The sequence below is a fragment of the Paenibacillus sp. RC21 genome, assembly GCF_044907935.1.
Taxonomy (GTDB): domain Bacteria; phylum Bacillota; class Bacilli; order Paenibacillales; family Paenibacillaceae; genus Paenibacillus; species Paenibacillus terrae_A.
On record NZ_JBIYCS010000002.1, the window covers coordinates 762,897 to 778,821 of the forward strand.

Consider the following 15,925-nt stretch of genomic DNA (forward strand, 5'->3'; position numbering starts at 1 on the left):
CGCTCCGCGAACGGAACGTTGCTCCCATCGCTGTTGTCTCCGCTGATTTTAGCGTGACCTATCACTCCTTGTAATAGACACTAAAAAAGCAAGCCTCCAACTTCCTGGAGACTTGCTTTTTCTTTTTATCCCAACTGTTAAAATCTCTTTGCCTTGCCCAATTACTTAATGTTCTTTTCCTTCACGTAGGCTTCCCATTGCTTGGTATATTCCGTCTGGATTTTCTCCAGGCCAGCCTGGCTTGCCTTTTGCAAGAAGGTCTGCAATCCTTGATCCACATTATCAATCAATCCAGCTTGGAGCGGATACAGATACTGCTTCTCAACCTGCTCCAAAGCCGCTTTTTCGGCTTGATAGGTCGTATAATCCTCTGCAAAACCGGTAAACACGTCAGGCTTCTGGATTTTATCCAGCTCAGCAAAAATCTTCTTCACCCGGTCAAAGCCTGAATCAAACAGCATGTATTCCGGGTTACGCCAAGCCCAGCTATTCATACCTTCCCGTGAAAAGCCGTTCGTGCTGCCGGTACCTATCATTTGATAGTAACCGTCTTTGACTTCATAGTTTTTGCCTTCAATTCCGTATTGCGTGAGCAGGTTATAACGTTTGTCTGTGACAAGCTTTTCATAAAAGGCTAATGCGCGTGCAGGGTTAGGACTGCTTTTGGGAATTGCAAAGCCGTTATGAATCGGATGCACTGGAGTTGCAAACCCCGTCGTCAGCGGGAACGGATAGTAATCCAGCTTCCAGTCCGGGTGAGAAGCTTTGAGCTTAATCACCATGTCATTAAATCGGGTCGGATTGTCACCGAAAATACTCGCTGCTTTACCAGAAGTCACCTGATCCTGAAGCGTATCTTTTACGTTCAGTACGTTTTTAGGAATAAATCCTTTGTCGGCCCAGCGTTTGTAAATGCTCAGCTCTTCTTTTTGCTCATCTGAACCCCAATATTTATAAACCTCTGTTGGTTTTTCATACTTAATACCGATGCCATAAGGCAAAGCCCCTACACTCTTTGTTACCAATTCGGAATAGCGATCATGCAGGTTCCCTTTAATATCGCTGTTCAGAGAGACCGGTTTCATATTAGGCTCATGCTGACGGATACCATCCATATAAGCCTCGTAGCTTTTTATATCCGTAGGTTTAGGCAGATTGTACTTCTCGCGCAAATCCTCACGCCATACAAATCCATTGGTTACATACTCCTTGTATGTGCCAGGCACAGTGTAGATTTTGCCTCCGATTTTAACGCCATCCCACATCTCCTGAGGCACGAATTTTTGCAAGGCAGGTGCGGCCTTCGGCAGCAGATCATCAAGCGGCAGGAATGCACCTTTCTTGGCATACGCCTGATACTGCGTCCAATCTGCAGTGAAGATCAGATCAATCGGCTGGCCTGAAGAGAGCAGCAGCTTATACTTCTGATCCCAGTCCGTCCACGTCGTATAGTTGAATTTGACGGTGGCATTCAAATCTTTTTCCGCCAATTTATTAATCTCTGCTTCAACGGCAGGCAGATCCTTCGGAGCATCACCCAGCATATAAAATTGCAGCTGTACCTTCTGAGATTTGTCATCCGTTCCATCTGATTTTTGTGCGCTGTTTCCACCACCGCCTCCACACCCGGCTAATAGCGCCATGATGACCATAACTGCAATCAGGATGGACATGCGTTGCTTTCTTTTCTTTGTAAATGTCATGTGAATCCTCCTTTTGAAGTGGTTGCTGGTTTAAAGCCATCTATCTTTTAAAAGCCTGGAGAGTGGACGAAAATCATTCGCTTGTACTCAGCCTCGCCTTTAAAATTTGTAGGAAACAAACGTTACTAGCCCCTCAAGTAAAACGCTTACAAAATATGCTTTCAAAATGGCATAACGTCAGCACATCATGCCATCTTAGCTGATGACTGTCTACTTTAGCCTTTAACAGCACCAATGGTCAAGCCCTTGACGAAATAACGCTGAATGAACGGGTACAGCAGTAAAATCGGTCCGGTGACCACGATCGCCATTGCCATTTTGGTCGATTCGGTCGGCATATCGTTGGAGAGTGAAACGCCGGTACCTGCCCCCATTTGCGCGATAAATTGCATCGAGTTGATTACATTATACAGATAATATTGCAGCTGGTATTTATGTGGATCATTAATAAAGAGTGAAGACGAGAACCAGTCATTCCAGTATGCCAAGGCCAGAAACAACCCCACGGTGGCAATGCCCGGCGTAGACAAAGGCAGCACAATCCGATAGTAGATTTTAAAATCACCTGCACCGTCAATTTTGGCAGACTCAAACAGCTCTTCCGGCATGGACGAACGAATGAAGTTTTTCATCAAAATGATCAGAAACGGAGTCATCAGCCCCGGGAAAATAAGCACCGTATACGTATCGAGCAGTCCTAAATACTTCGTCAGCATAATGTACCAGGGTACCAAGCCGCCCCCGAACAACGTTGTAAAGTAAATATAGAACGAGAATGCGTTCCGGTATTTAAAATCTTTACGCGCCAGCACATATCCCGCCATCGTCATCAGGAACAGGCCCAACGTCGTACCTACTACAGTTGTAAAAATGGTCACACCGTACGCCCTCAGCACCTCTTCAGGAAAGGTGAACACCGTCCGGTATCCTTCCAGCGAAAATTCCTGTGGAATAAAATGATATCCATCTCTGATAATCGACTCATTACTGGTCAATGATGCCGAAATAATAAGTAGAAATGGTAGCAAACAAGCAATAGAAGCAATAATGATTACCGCATAAGAAATAATCTGAAAAATTCGGGTGTATACATCCTCTTTGATCGCCATCCGTTTGGGTCCTCCTTTCTAGAACAAGGCATATTCGTCGTTCAGCTTGCGGATAATATAGTTCACAGTCATGATCAGTATAAAGCCGAACAAGGACTGGTACACGCCTGCCGCCGAAGCCATACCGACATCAAAGGTTACTTTCAGTGAACGGTACACATACGTGTCCAAAATATCCGTCGTATTGTACAGCACCCCATTGTTGCCGATTAATTGATAGAAGAGATCGAACTGTCCCTTCATAATACTGCCGAGCGCGAACAGCAGCAGCACGACGAACGTCGATTTGAGCATAGGCACGGTAATGTACCAGATCCGTTGAAAAATGTTGGCCCCGTCCATTTTCGCCGCCTCATAGTACTCGTCGCTAATGCCTGTAATGGCCGCCAAATAAATCACCATACTGTAGCCGAGATTTTTCCACAGGTAGAACAGGATAATCAGGAAAATCCATACCCACGGTTTGTTGTATACATCCACACGTTCACCGCCGATTTGCAGCAGCAGCGTATTCAGAAAGCCGTTATCATAATTAAATATGTTATACACGATAACGCTTAGAATAACGAAAGAAACAAAATAAGGCAGGAACATCACAGATTGAGCGATCTTTTTAAAGTAACGCCCCCGCAGCTCATTCAGCAAAATCGCGAGAACAATCGCTAACACGTTGCCAAATAAAATAAATGCTGCGTTGTATCCGACCGTATTCAATGTCAATTTCGTCAGCGTGCCGGATTGCCATAGAAATTGAAAATTCTGAAGTCCGACAAACTTGGCATCGAACAAGCTGGTATTGAAGTCAAACTGGGTAAATGCATAATAGATACCCACCATAGGAATGTAAGAGTTAATGAAGAAAAAGATCAAGGTCGGCAGCAGCATTAAAAATAATATCCGATTACGGATCAGTTCATGGAAAAATCCATTTTTCCTGCCGCTCGCCAGCCTCCTCCCGTTCAGGCGGGAATCTGTCGTGAGCATAGCAGAACTCTTAGGCACAGGCTGATTCAATGTGAGTCACTCCCCCTCTGTATACGTTACCAACAGCATGTTTTGCAGTACCGCCGTCGTATGACCCTATTTTATGTAAGCGCATTCAAAATGAAAAGTGAAGCCTTGCGTACTTCATGAACAAAGGAGTGTCCTAAAGAGTGAACAATTCGGATATTTGTGAAGTATTGTGTGATATAAGGCGCCTGATAGACGCCCAAAACCCACTTATAAAGCATAATTAAACGTTTGAGGTTGCCCTTCACTATCATGTAACTCGAAACGCAGTTCACCGTCATTTTTGTTCTGACCGATAAACTTGATGCCATCTTCCCTGAACCGTTTGACATTTTGAAGCGGGATCAAACTTGCTGACTTACTCTCGCTCTGCGATTCACCAAATAAATGCTAAGCCCGATTAATACCAGACCGATCAGCAGAAAAGCTGTAATCGTTTCGTGCAGCAGCAAGGAGCTGACAAACACCGAGATAACAGGCACCAAAAACGTATAAGACGCGACTTTGCTCGCATCCCCCGAGTTAACCAGTGTGAAATACAGCAACCAAGACAGCGAAATGCCCAACACGATACCGAACAACAGCCCCGACACATAAGGAACATTCCATACGATGTCTGACCAGCTTTCCGTCACTGTTCCGGCTCCCGTCAACACGATGCCTCCCAATGTGCATTGAAATGCGACCAGCCACAGCGAATCCACGCGCTGGTTTACCTTTTTCACATAGACGGTACCCAATGCCCAGCTCACGGCTGTAATAATAGCGATAACTACACCTGCCACAGCCACATGTCCCGAAAATCCTCCGACACTTACAGCCGCGACACCCAAAAATCCGATGACCAATCCAGTCACCTTAAGCCCGGACATCGCTTCACCCAGCCACATCCATGCAAAAATGCCGACCAATACAGGCTGGAGATACACCAGCACAGAAAACAGGCCAGACGGTACGTACATCAGCCCTACCGTTTGCAGACCATAAAACAGTACCACGTTAAAAACACTCGAAATAGCATAGACCCGCCAGTTCTCTTTCCAACGGATACGTTTCCATCTCGGCAGTAAAATCGCTCCTAACAGCAGACCTCCCAGCAACGTGCGCAACCCTGCAAACAAAAGTGGAGGCGTAAACTGCAACGCTACTTTATAAATGGGCCAAGATATGCCCCACAATACAACCAACAGCGCGATCATCATGATCCGCTTGGCTGTCGTTAACTCTCCCATGCTGCTTTCGCTCCTCTATGAAAAAAATGACTGGACCTTATATTTTACGCCTATAGGACAACTTTATCAAACAAAAAATATGCATTGGAAAGCACAACTCCAAACAGAGGAATCCAGTCATTTGCCTATGTTACAATATACCAAACCAAAAAGAAAAATAGAGATTAAAGGATAGGAGGATGTCTGCACTTGATTTATATCATCAAATTTTTATACAGCTTCGTGCTGCCTCCCGGTTTGTTTATCCTCGTGATGGCAGGGCTTGTGATCTGGCTGTGGAAGCGTGCGCGTAAACCTGCTGTCATTCTACTCGTTGTCACACTGCTGCTGTATGGTTCCTCTACCAATTTGGCCGGAGATTTGCTAATCAGCAGTCTGGAAAAGCAGTATCCACAGCCTCGTACCGTTCAAGGCGATGTCATCGTTGTGCTTGGCGGCGGAGCCACAGAGGGAACACCCGACATCAACGGACAAGGTAATCTGCTGGGTTCAGCCGCCAATCGGCTGCTCACTGCGGCACGGTTGCACGAAGCAACGGGCTTACCTATTCTGTTTTCCGGTGGACAGGTATTTGGCGACAGTGGCAACGAAGCGAATATTGCCCAAAGACAGCTTCTGGGGCTCGGTATTCCCACAAAGGATATTCTGATCGAAAACCGTTCCCTGAACACGCAGCAAAATGCCCTCTATACCTCCCAAATTTTAAAGCAGCATCAGCTCACCAAACCCATTTTGGTGACCTCTGCCTTCCATTTGCCACGTGCGGCGCTGGAATTTCAGCGTGCAGGCATGCAGGCTGTGCCTTATCCGACGGACTATCTGGCAAGTGAACATCTGTCACTATATGCCGCCAAGCTCTCCCCGTCTGCTGGAGCCATGGCTACTACTGGAACAGCCCTTAAGGAGTATCTGGGGATTCTTGCTTTGAAGCTTAAATAATGTGACGTATATCTAGCGTATAGGCACACATCACAAACAAGCGCCTTGGCAGCTCGCAGGTATAAACCTGTATGCTACCAAGCGCTTGATTTTACCATGAATCCAAAGAAAATAAAATTGTAGACTGAGAAAATAAAGTATTAGACTGTCGTGGCCTCATTAAGCTCCCTCAATATGATTTAGTTTTCTCACTCAGGCTCATGAATTCGCAGGATTTCACACTTAGCTAAGTGTGAGGTAAGTTTAATTAGGAGAAAAGAATGGGCTGAAGCCGTTCTCAACAAGCACTATGTAGGAAATGCTTATAGTATTGAACCATTGTTAACTCAAATTGAAGTAAGCCAATACCGAGATATAAAACTACAGTGGCTACGCAATAAGGACAATGAACCCCAGATTACCCCAATTTATTTAAAAGAAGATGTGGTTAAGAGTTTTGTTACAAAGACATCACATGAGCTTAACGACTTATATAAAGAATGGGGAATCGAGTCTCTCTAAGCAAGATATATTTGAGCTAACGGGACACGGTAGTTGAATATCACGCATTGTTGAGCAGGCGTTACAATCTGCTCTTTTTATTAAACTAACGGGCAGTTTAGTGATGGTGGCTACCGCCAAAAGTCTTGGAATCCCTTTAAAGAAGAGAAATACACTTAACATCAAATTTTGGTTATATCGATTTAGAAGAGTTCTACTAGTAAGTCATAAGTCCATCTCCATTTTTCTTCATAATCGGTTCTAAGCGCCGATTTTAATTCCGTGGAACAATTCAAAAAACGGCCGCTGTTCGCATCGTTTGCGACAGGGCCGTTTTTTATTTTTCGTACGCTAGCTTCAAATTGCTCGGCTTTTCATTTTTTGAGAGGCTGTGAAGTAGTATGACCCCTGCAAAGAACAGATTGGGTAGCAATTCGAAGCTACTTGAAGAAAACAAAACCACTCAAAACTATTAACATCTGGAAACTGATGCGAACAGCGGAACTTTTTTATGATTGTTCCACAAAAGAAATGGGACTTTGGGCGAAACAGCAACTGCCGGCCTTCATTAAGGAGAATAATTTGGTTACGGCGCAAGATGCGCAAAATGCGCTGAAGAACCTGTTTGCCGAGACGATCCAGGAGATGCTGGAGGCGGAAATGGAAACGCATCTGGGCTATGAGAAGCACGATGTGAAGGCCAAGGAGACATCAAACAGCCGGAATGGCAAAAGCAGAAAACTGTGGTCAGCGAGTACGGCGAACAAGAGATCTCCGTGCCACGCGACCGCCTCGTCGAGTTTGAGCCACTCGTGGTGAAGAAGCTCATTGTTCAGCGAAGCGACTCAGAAGCCCATTCGGTATCAGGTGAGGATCGGTTCACAGCAACCATCGACTCTCTGAGCCCTCATGATCTGATACGTACTTGCTCTTCTTCCACATCGTTCATCCGCATTCCCTGACAACGATCACTTAATAACGGCTTGCATGCACTATTTTTGCCAAACACTCATAGGGTCCCATGGCTTGATCTGATTGCCATATTTTCCGGTCAAAAAAGCTTTCATGTCTTCCAGCTTAGCAGGCACCTCGTTCCAAATTGGAAGGGGTGGTAACCCTCGTTTGCTTTTCAATAGGATATCCACTGTAACATACAAGCGTTCTGGCTGAATCCAATGAAGAAAGCGGGAAATATCAATTTGCTTGGTCAGGGACAAGGAATCAATTTCGTCATTGTAATGCTTGTTGAACTCGCTGATCAGATTCAGGAGGTAGTCTCTCTGCTCCTTCACGAAGTCCAGGCCGCAGATGGCGCCATGTCCTGGAACAACGATTTCGGGTTTAATTTCATCAATAATGCGATCAAGCACTTTAACCCAATTGAGGGTTCCCTCTTCGCTGTATGCCGTACAACCGTTAAACACGACATCGCCGGCGAACAGCACTTTTTCTTTTGGCATCCACAGCAGCAAGTCACTGTCAGAGTGGGCCGGAGCTACGTTGTAAATCATAACTTCCGTATCGCCAAGACGGATGTTGATATCGTCCTTTATCTCAATATTCGGGAGCACCCATTCTACGCCTTCCAGGTCGAATCCTTCAAATTCCGCTGCAAAAAACCGCTCGCCCGAAGTCGATTCCGGAGACTCCTTTCCTCTTCTAATGACGCTGTCCATCCAGGCGATATTTTCGGTGAGACGCTCTCTGGACGCTTCCTTGTGCATAATAATGCAAGCATCTTCAAACACTTTGTTTCCCCAGGCATGGTCGCTGTTATAGTGCGAGTTCACCACATATGCGGGAGAGCCGCCGTTGCTTACTTCCATAAAAGCCTTCCGCATTTCCCGTGCATGGAACAAATCGAAGAATGTGTCATACACCAGCCCTTCACCCTTGTTGATGAACCCGGCATTGGCCCAACTGATCCCGCGATACGGCGAAATACCGGCAAAGACGCCATCTGCGACTTCAAAAAATTTAACGCGAGGTTTTTGGATAATACGTCCATACTTCATAAAAATTCTCCTTTGCGTATATGTTTTTGGGGTAAGGCATACTGACTATGTCTTTATCATATAGCATAGAACAAATGCAAGCAAGTACTTGCATGCATTTGTTCTATGCTATATGATAGTAACAGAACAACATCACACTACATGGATGGAGGAGCTGCAACATGAAGCTAGTAACCTTTCAAGCCAAGACATCCCAGGAACCTTTGTTTGGGCTTGTAATTAACGAGAAATTTGTCGTGTCTTTTGCCGCAATCATGAAAAAGCAGGGAACATTCATTGACAGTCTTGAAAGTATAGACAGCTATCTTCATTATTTGCCGGCAAGTTATGATGCCGCTAAGGAATTGATGCAATATGCTGTTGAACAGTCGCATCAATTCAATGAAAATGAAATCTGCCCGATTGCAGCGGTAAAACTGCTGCCGCCGGTTCCGAATCCGGCTGCGCTTATCGATTTCGGGCTGACGCCAAGACATCTGAGAAATGCTGGCGTAAATCTGTTGCAAAGAGAATATACAGGGCCGGAAAGAGAAGAGCTTAAACGAAAAATTGCTGAAAAATTCCAGAAAGATCCGAATAAAGTAACTTTCAGTTATTACAAGTGTAACCATAATGCATTAATTGGCGATGGGGATACGATTCATTGGCCTTCGTACTCTTCCTACCTGGATATCGAGCCGGAGCTGGCCTTTGTTACAGGGAAGGGGAACTGCATTGCAGGTTATGTTATTTTTAACGACAGTACTGTCCGCGATGTGCAGTGGCCGGATTTCCAGGCGCTGATCGGACCGACGCGCTGCAAAGATTTTGATCGCAGCAAAGGAATAGGACCATTTCTGGTTACGCCGGATGAAATCGACAACCCGCTGGTACTGGATGTGGATGTACGCATCGGGGAGAGACTGCACTGGAAGGGAAGCACATCCGAGTATTCTGCACACCCTGCAAAAGTGATGGAGGAGGTTCTCAAAGTTTTCACGCCGCTCCCGGGCACGATTATAGGAATGGGGACGATACCGGATTGCTGCGCAATCGAGACCGAACAATGGCTGTTACCCTCTGACCGAATCCAGATTACATTTGATAAATTAGGCACGCTCACGCAATTGGTGCCTGATCATGTCAAGATTACGGAACCAAGCCGCTGGGAAAAAAGAAGCGATTTGCCTTAAATAAACGTTTATGAAAATGATGAACCCCGACCCTGCTGCATATGCAAAACTTGTAGTAGAATAGGTTTAACATATGCAAAAGGAGAAATACAATGCAAACATCAGACAGAATCATTGAAGCCGCGACACGGCTCATCAAAAAGAAGGGCTATCGGGGAGTAAGCACCAAAGCCATTGCAACGGAAGCTAAAGTCAATGAATCTACGATTTTCCGGCAATTTGGAAGCAAGCAAGGCATATTGGAAGCCATCATTGAAAGACATTCGGATATCCCGCAATTTGAGAAGCTGTTAAAAGAGGGCGCGACCGATAATCCGGAAGTCGATCTGCTGAATGTAAGTCAGCAGTACCGTTTGTTTTTCCATAAAAATGCGGACATCATTTTGATTGGCATCCGCGACAAAGGAATGCTACCCGAATTGGACAGAGTGCTGGCCGATCCGCCGGTGAAGCTGCACTCCTTGCTGGTTGAATATTTTGAACGCCTGCAGAAGAAAAAAGTTATAGCCAGACAGGATGAGCGTCTTGCCGCCATGTCTTTTCTCTCGATGTGCTACGGATTTCAGATGAGCGAGCTGATTCACCGGCAATATCAGTCCCAACTCGTCACCGAGGAAGAGTTCTACAAGCACAGTGTCTCATTGTTTGTTAAAGGAATTTTGTCTCAGTCATAAGCTTTGTTGATTTATTTAATGATAAGTTTAAACTTATTAAGTTGGAGGATATTTATGAGTAATAATAAAGAAAACGTAATACTCTATATAAGATTTAAAATTAAAAGTGAAAAAAAGGAAGAATTCAAAGAACTATTATCTGCTAATATGAGAGTGATGGAACATGAACCAGCTTTTGTAAGTGCCGTTCTTTCAGATGATATTGATAATTCAAATGAGGTTACTCTTTTTGAAATCTGGAAAGGAACAAAGGAAAGTTGGCTAAAAGAAGAACTTCCTAAACCTTATAGAAAAACATATGAGAATAAACTTGTGGATTTAATCGATGAAAGAATAATTAGTTATCTTACACCAACGAATGAGTGGAGAACTAATTTAACAAACAAATAGATAGATTAATTAATAATTTAAAGAGTGACTTGTCTAAAAAACAGGTTGCTCTTTCTCGTTTTAAAGAAAGGACTGAAACAGAGTCTGTAAACTATATTTTGTAGTCTCCCATACCCACTCTTTCTATTGCAGCCATTATTGTGATACGTTAATTAGTTCTTACCATGCTATAATTCTGTGGATGTTATTGAACTAACGGGACACGCTAGTTTAATAAAACAGCGGTAGTCTAAGACTATATTTTCTGGTCTAAGGCTGCCGCTGTCTTTTTTGTTGGAGCCAGTCTAATACTTTATTTTCTCCTGACACCATGAGTCTTTCTTTCATGAGTACTGTGAGAGTTCAAAATCTGTATTTTATCCTACTTTCATGTCTCCGAATCCACTACATATCCTCATGCAGGAAAATTTCCGATATTTGTTCCTCCGATATCACCTTGAAGCCTTCCTTTTTCAGCAAAGCCGAGGTCACGCCATTCCCCGCTATTTTCCGGTTTTCAAATGACCCGTTATAAATGGCGGCTGATCCGCAGGATGGACTGTTTTCTTTTAAAACAATAAGTGTAGCGTTAATCTCCTTAGCTATGTTCAAAGCTTCGTATGCACCTTTAACGTACATCTCACTGACATCGTTGCCCGAGGACTCAACCACCTTGGCTTTACCGTTCAGTACATCCTCCCCCGTCCCGTCCACAATTTCAGCAGGCGGTCTCGGCGTCATAAAGCCCCCCAACAGTTCAGGACAGATGGTCATAGCCTTCTTTTCCTCTACCAACTTCTGAATATGTACGTCCAAGCTATCCGTCCCGTTATACCGCACCTTCATCCCTGCCAAACAAGAACTTACCAAAATCATCTGCTTCCACCTCATGTCCGTTGCTTTTCACAACTTAAGTCATTTAAGTATAATCAAATTTTCTCATAGAGTCATCGTACGAAAAATAAAACTTCCTTCTTCCATATCAATCAGGGTGCTTCTTCTACCGTATGACATTAAAAATGAAAAAAGCGAAGCTGCTGCCCTCTGTGTGTTCACTACAGGTTCTGCATAAACACTTTGTACGGATAAAATGGCAGCCAGCAAAAAAAACAATAAGCCCTCTTATCATTGCACACCTCCATATTCTGTTATTTGTCTATAGAATACGATTTGAAATGTGGAGGTGTGTGAAAATCTTACTTTCTATCCCCATAAATTGTTGCGGAGCAGTTTTCGGAGTACAGGCACGGATGGGCACCTGCCCACATACAATAAACAGATCACAAGCCCGGTAAGGTACCATAAACCGGTAAGTTCGCAACTACCTCAGGAGGTGTCAACCGTGCCCGGACTATTTAGCGCTATCGCTCTGTTCATCAAGGAATTGACGCTACTCGTCTCTTACGTGAAAAACAACGCCTTTCCGCAGCCATTGACTGAGAAAGAGGAAGCCCGACACCTGAAGCTGTTTGCCGAAGGCAACGCGCAATCCCGCAACACACTAATTGAACACAACCTCCGATTAGTGGCTCATATTGTGAAAAAGTTTGATAACACCGGTGAAGATTTGGAGGACCTGATATCCATCGGCACCATCGGTCTGATCAAGGCCATTGAAAGCTTTCAGACCGGGAAAGGCACTAAGCTGGCAACGTTTGCGGCCCGTTGTATTGAAAACGAAATTTTAATGCATCTTCGCTCATTGAAAAAAACACGTAAAGACGTATCTCTCCATGATCCTATAGGGACCGACAAGGAAGGTAACGAAATTACTTTAATTGATATCCTCGGCACCGAGGCGGACGATATTGTGGATAAGGTACAGCTCAAAATAGAGAAGAGTAAAATCTATCGTAACCTGGATATTTTGGATGAGCGTGAAAAAGAAGTGGTTATTGGTCGATTTGGCCTGGAAGCCGGGGGGGAAGAACGTACACAACGGGAAATTGCCAGAGAACTGGGTATTTCGCGTTCGTATGTATCCCGCATTGAGAAGCGAGCGTTAATGAAGCTGTACCATGAATTTTACAAACAGAAGGGGTAATGGGTTCCGCTTCAATAATAACAATTTTGCTATGTATTTTCTTTTAAAACGCAAATAAAAGCCTGTAGTGGTTTTCTACACTACAGGCTAAAAATGCTTGTATTATTGGATATTTTACTTCGTCAGGACAAGCTCCTCCGCTAGTTGCTCTCTTGGATTGAATTTATTTTCCTACATACTCATCCAGAAAGCGATCTACTCTTTTGAAATATTCAGAGGGGTAATGGTTGATGGCATCGATGTGCTCCGTATTTTGCGGGTACCATACTTCTGCTTTTGGGTTATCTTTTAAGGACTCGTAAATAATTTCTGTATTTTTATAACTAATTTGCTGATCTCCAGTACCATGAATGAGCATAACTGGCTTGTCTTGCATCTTTTTTACCGCATCCATAGGAGATATGGAATCAAGATCAACCTTAAAGGCCCAATTTGCCATCCATGTCGATGTATAACTGAATGGAAACGCAGGTAAACCTGAAAAGAAGGGCAAACCCTCTCTCAGAAATAGACCAGCATTACGAAAAGGACTATCCGCAATTACAGCTTTGATGTCATCACTTTCACTTGCGGCTAGCAAAGAAGTAGCAGCACCCATTGAAAAGCCGATCACTCCAATGTTATCACCCGTATGGTTTCTGGATTTTAAATAGTCTACAGCTCCCAGCAAGTCGTATTTTTCATTGAGACCCAGTGTAATCAAATTACCATCGGATTTACCTTGCGAGCTGAGGTCAAATGCCAATACATTGTAGCCTTTCGGAACGAAATGCTCTACTAACTTTTGGGTCCGCCCTTTGACTAAACGATTGCTCGTATATCCATGGACGACAATAATCGTCTTATTATTTGCTTTACCAGAAAGACCACTTGCAGGGAAGAAGGAACCTCTAATCGTATTATCATTTTTCAAACTCTTGAACTCGACCTCTTCGTAGGGAGTTTTATCGATATTCAATTCGTAGCTGACGTTAGTGTCTCTAGGATGGTGCAACAAGGTGTCTACTACTTTATAAGATATAAAAAATACAAGAGCCATCACAAGCAAAAGCACGATCCCTAGGCTCCATAAAATTTTCTTTCGTTTTTTCACACGAACGTTAAATGTCAGATCAGGTTGTAATGATGTTTGACTCATTCAGACTCCTCCAGTTTATCTTTAGGTTGTATGGGTGCGAACAAATACAAGGCATGCCCCTTCAGATTTTCCCACTCGGGATGATGAATAATACTTTCTCCAAGAGTTAAGCCCACTCCATTAAAGAAAGAGATATAGGCACGAGAGATCATTGCTGGAGAAAAGCTTTTGTTGAATTCTCCCATTAACTGTCCCTTGGCATAGACGCATTCGATCGCATCTGTCATTACCTTTGTACTTTCAAGGACTTTCTGTGTAAGTTCAGGGAATCTTATTCGTTGTCCTAAGACAGATTGAACAAGCCGCAATTCATTTGTATATAAGTAGATGTGGTTGAATTGTTCTGCCACCATGTTCTTAATCAATACGCCCGGCGTCCCCTCTTGTTGTAGACAAGCAAGCGATTTCGCCTGAATATCAGCAAGCGGCTCAAGGACAGCGGCGTAGTATAAAGCTTCTTTGCTAGGGAAATATTGAAAAATGGTTCCAGGAGTCACTCCCACACTCTGCGCAATGATAGCCGTTGTGGTATTAGAATATCCACTTTCTGCGAACAGGACAACAGCTTCTTCAAGGATACGTTTACGCCGCTCCAGTCTTTTTTCTTCATTGATGGGTCTTGCCAAATGTATTCCCCTTTCTTTAAGCTAAACTTTAATTAATTAAATGATCATTTATTTAATTAATAATGTATCTTAAATTACGACTTATAGCAAGAGTGAATTTATCTTACTTACGAGCAGGATGAACCTCAACATATAAAAATAAGCCGGAGTGCTGCCCAACATGCGCCTCCGGCTTATTTTTATCAGGTTATTTTGGATGAGTACACGTTCCGCCTTCCTTAAATTTGATAAACCATGAAGATTTGGAGGACCTCATATCCATCGGTACCATCGGATTGATCAAGGCCGCCGGAGGTGAAGAACGTACACAGCGGGAAATTGCCAGAGAGCTGGGGATTTCGCGTTCGTATGTGTCCCGCATTGAGAAGCGTGCATTAATGAAGCTGTACCATGAATTTTACAAGCAGAAGGGGTAAAACATGTTAAGCGCAAATATATGAACTGCTTTAGGGTCCCAATAGGGGCCTTTTTCGTAATTATATCGCTTAAACTCTATCATAAAAACATTTGAACAGTTGTTCCATCTTAATGTTAGGAATACGCGGGGGTTGCTTATACTGTATGTGTCGTCATCAACAGCATTCTAGCAATAACTGTATATACAGCCTTGCGCTCATTTGCGAATTGAGGCAATCCAGTGCTATATCTAACCCGGGTTTACTTCCGTCCATTTGAAGCTATGTAGACGACAATCTCTACCTGTTGATGAGTATTGGTGTGTTTTTTCTGGCAGTCGCAATATGTATTTTAATATTAGGTAATATATTTATTGATAGGTTCATATAAATATAAATTATAATTTCAACAATATTAAATAATTTAACTAATGGAGGAAATCCAACATGACAAAATTTAGTCAGAATCCAAACGATTATTCTTTTTCAATTGATCCTGTCGTTATAGCAGAAGAAAATGTTTCAACTAATGGTGATACCAAAAATACTTTTCCAAAAAATATTTTAATTGATAATAATCTTTCTTGGGAAAGCAGCTTGAGCGGTAGAGGTGGAGAAATTGTATTCAAATTAGATGAAGGCAAAACGATTAATGATATCCTCTTGGCTCAGCCAACCTTTAAAGCTTTTATCCTAACGTTTTCTCTTCATGGTTCTAACGACGGAGAAAACTGGTTTAGATTAGGTGCAGTAGAAGCAGTGCCAACTACTGCAAAAACGACTTATCAATTTAGCAATGAGATTCCTTTTCAATATTATAAAATAACTGTACTTTCATCTGGCCTGAATAATACAACAACCTATTATGGTGTACGATATATTCAGTTAAGAACCGCTTCAATCAATGGCGTTCCAGCCTACAGAAATTCCAATTTAAATCCCGCTATTGCGGAATAAAAATCAATGTGAGCATACTGCATCAATTCCTATATGCACATATACAAAAGAGGGGCTGGCT

General features: G+C 43.3%; 14 protein-coding genes and 2 pseudogenes. 8 read left to right on the plus strand and 8 right to left on the minus strand.

Going from position 1 to position 15,925, the window contains the following annotated elements; translation table 11 throughout:
• Window positions 1-161: 161 nt before the first annotated feature.
• From ABIA61_RS08755 to ABIA61_RS08770, 4 genes are all read right to left on the minus strand, one after another.
• On the minus strand, window positions 162-1,703 hold the full coding sequence (locus ABIA61_RS08755) for an extracellular solute-binding protein (RefSeq protein WP_404580571.1): 1,542 nt from the start codon (window positions 1,701-1,703) through the stop codon (window positions 162-164).
• A gap of 215 nt (window positions 1,704-1,918) precedes the next feature.
• On the minus strand, window positions 1,919-2,812 hold the full coding sequence (locus ABIA61_RS08760; protein ID WP_134913395.1) for a carbohydrate ABC transporter permease: 894 nt from the start codon (window positions 2,810-2,812) through the stop codon (window positions 1,919-1,921).
• 18 nt (window positions 2,813-2,830) lie between these two features.
• Window positions 2,831-3,826 carry an ABC transporter permease gene (locus ABIA61_RS08765; RefSeq protein ID WP_044645144.1) on the minus strand — a complete coding sequence of 332 codons (996 nt, stop codon included), beginning with the start codon at window positions 3,824-3,826 and terminating at the stop codon, window positions 2,831-2,833.
• Between the two features lie 341 nt (window positions 3,827-4,167).
• Window positions 4,168-5,055: a DMT family transporter gene (locus ABIA61_RS08770; RefSeq protein WP_283652588.1), complete on the minus strand. Its 888-nt coding sequence runs from the start codon at window positions 5,053-5,055 to the stop codon at window positions 4,168-4,170.
• 189 nt (window positions 5,056-5,244) lie between these two features.
• Here ABIA61_RS08770 and ABIA61_RS08775 point away from each other — a divergent pair, with 189 nt between their 5' ends.
• Both ABIA61_RS08775 and ABIA61_RS08780 read left to right on the plus strand, forming a co-directional pair.
• A complete protein-coding gene (locus tag ABIA61_RS08775) occupies window positions 5,245-5,994 on the plus strand; it encodes a YdcF family protein (RefSeq protein WP_283652589.1) in 750 nt (249 codons plus the stop codon).
• Window positions 5,995-7,005: 1,011 nt separating this feature from the next.
• A pseudogene (locus ABIA61_RS08780) lies at window positions 7,006-7,298 on the plus strand (transposase); the annotation flags it as partial.
• 168 nt (window positions 7,299-7,466) lie between these two features.
• Here ABIA61_RS08780 and ABIA61_RS08785 read toward each other — a convergent pair.
• A complete protein-coding gene (locus ABIA61_RS08785) occupies window positions 7,467-8,489 on the minus strand; it encodes an MBL fold metallo-hydrolase (protein WP_283652590.1) in 1,023 nt (340 codons plus the stop codon).
• A 161-nt stretch (window positions 8,490-8,650) separates the two neighbouring features.
• Here ABIA61_RS08785 and ABIA61_RS08790 point away from each other — a divergent pair, with 161 nt between their 5' ends.
• The 3 genes from ABIA61_RS08790 to ABIA61_RS08800 all read left to right on the plus strand — a co-directional run bounded on the left by ABIA61_RS08790 (window position 8,651) and on the right by ABIA61_RS08800 (window position 10,725).
• The gene (locus ABIA61_RS08790; RefSeq protein ID WP_404580572.1) at window positions 8,651-9,661 is read left to right on the plus strand and encodes a fumarylacetoacetate hydrolase family protein; all 1,011 of its coding nucleotides are present in this window, start codon (window positions 8,651-8,653) and stop codon (window positions 9,659-9,661) included.
• A gap of 92 nt (window positions 9,662-9,753) precedes the next feature.
• Window positions 9,754-10,335 carry a TetR/AcrR family transcriptional regulator gene (locus ABIA61_RS08795; RefSeq protein ID WP_283652592.1) on the plus strand — a complete coding sequence of 194 codons (582 nt, stop codon included), beginning with the start codon at window positions 9,754-9,756 and terminating at the stop codon, window positions 10,333-10,335.
• A 54-nt stretch (window positions 10,336-10,389) separates the two neighbouring features.
• Complete coding sequence (locus ABIA61_RS08800; RefSeq protein WP_404521488.1) at window positions 10,390-10,725, plus strand: antibiotic biosynthesis monooxygenase; 336 nt, start codon at window positions 10,390-10,392, stop codon at window positions 10,723-10,725.
• A gap of 384 nt (window positions 10,726-11,109) precedes the next feature.
• Here the strand turns inward: ABIA61_RS08800 and ABIA61_RS08805 are convergent, their stop codons facing one another.
• A complete protein-coding gene (locus tag ABIA61_RS08805) occupies window positions 11,110-11,580 on the minus strand; it encodes a 2-thiouracil desulfurase family protein (protein ID WP_404580573.1) in 471 nt (156 codons plus the stop codon).
• 466 nt (window positions 11,581-12,046) lie between these two features.
• On the opposite strand from ABIA61_RS08805, the gene sigK reads away from it, so the two are divergent.
• Entirely contained in the window at window positions 12,047-12,748 is a 702-nt protein-coding gene (gene sigK, locus ABIA61_RS08810) for an RNA polymerase sporulation sigma factor SigK (protein ID WP_014282571.1), read from the plus strand.
• A 163-nt stretch (window positions 12,749-12,911) separates the two neighbouring features.
• Here sigK and ABIA61_RS08815 read toward each other — a convergent pair whose 3' ends face one another.
• On the minus strand, window positions 12,912-13,886 hold the full coding sequence (locus ABIA61_RS08815) for an alpha/beta hydrolase (protein ID WP_404580575.1): 975 nt from the start codon (window positions 13,884-13,886) through the stop codon (window positions 12,912-12,914).
• Window positions 13,883-14,512: a TetR/AcrR family transcriptional regulator gene (locus tag ABIA61_RS08820; RefSeq protein ID WP_283652595.1), complete on the minus strand. Its 630-nt coding sequence runs from the start codon at window positions 14,510-14,512 to the stop codon at window positions 13,883-13,885. Before ABIA61_RS08820 ends, ABIA61_RS08815 begins: the two co-directional genes overlap by 4 nt.
• 284 nt (window positions 14,513-14,796) lie before the next feature.
• On the opposite strand from ABIA61_RS08820, the pseudogene ABIA61_RS08825 reads away from it, so the two are divergent.
• Window positions 14,797-14,928 (plus strand): annotated as a pseudogene (locus ABIA61_RS08825) (sigma factor-like helix-turn-helix DNA-binding protein); the annotation flags it as partial.
• A 426-nt stretch (window positions 14,929-15,354) separates the two neighbouring features.
• Window positions 15,355-15,864 (plus strand): discoidin domain-containing protein, encoded by a 510-nt coding sequence (locus tag ABIA61_RS08830; protein ID WP_283652596.1) that lies wholly within the window; start codon window positions 15,355-15,357, stop codon window positions 15,862-15,864.
• The last annotated feature ends 61 nt before the right edge of the window (window positions 15,865-15,925 follow it).

Excerpts from the sequence above, each read along its gene's own strand:
- ABIA61_RS08755 (WP_404580571.1), bottom strand. The coding sequence starts at position 1,703 with ATGACATTTACAAAGAAAAGAAAGCAACGCATGTCCATCCTGATTGCA.
- ABIA61_RS08760 (WP_134913395.1), bottom strand. The coding sequence starts at position 2,812 with ATGGCGATCAAAGAGGATGTATACACCCGAATTTTTCAGATTATTTCT.
- ABIA61_RS08770 (WP_283652588.1), bottom strand. The coding sequence starts at position 5,055 with ATGGGAGAGTTAACGACAGCCAAGCGGATCATGATGATCGCGCTGTTG.
- ABIA61_RS08785 (WP_283652590.1), bottom strand. The coding sequence starts at position 8,489 with ATGAAGTATGGACGTATTATCCAAAAACCTCGCGTTAAATTTTTTGAA.
- ABIA61_RS08790 (WP_404580572.1), top strand. The coding sequence starts at position 8,651 with ATGAAGCTAGTAACCTTTCAAGCCAAGACATCCCAGGAACCTTTGTTT.
- ABIA61_RS08795 (WP_283652592.1), top strand. The coding sequence starts at position 9,754 with ATGCAAACATCAGACAGAATCATTGAAGCCGCGACACGGCTCATCAAA.
- ABIA61_RS08800 (WP_404521488.1), top strand. The coding sequence starts at position 10,390 with ATGAGTAATAATAAAGAAAACGTAATACTCTATATAAGATTTAAAATT.
- ABIA61_RS08805 (WP_404580573.1), bottom strand. The coding sequence starts at position 11,580 with ATGATTTTGGTAAGTTCTTGTTTGGCAGGGATGAAGGTGCGGTATAAC.
- ABIA61_RS08815 (WP_404580575.1), bottom strand. The coding sequence starts at position 13,886 with ATGAGTCAAACATCATTACAACCTGATCTGACATTTAACGTTCGTGTG.
- ABIA61_RS08830 (WP_283652596.1), top strand. The coding sequence starts at position 15,355 with ATGACAAAATTTAGTCAGAATCCAAACGATTATTCTTTTTCAATTGAT.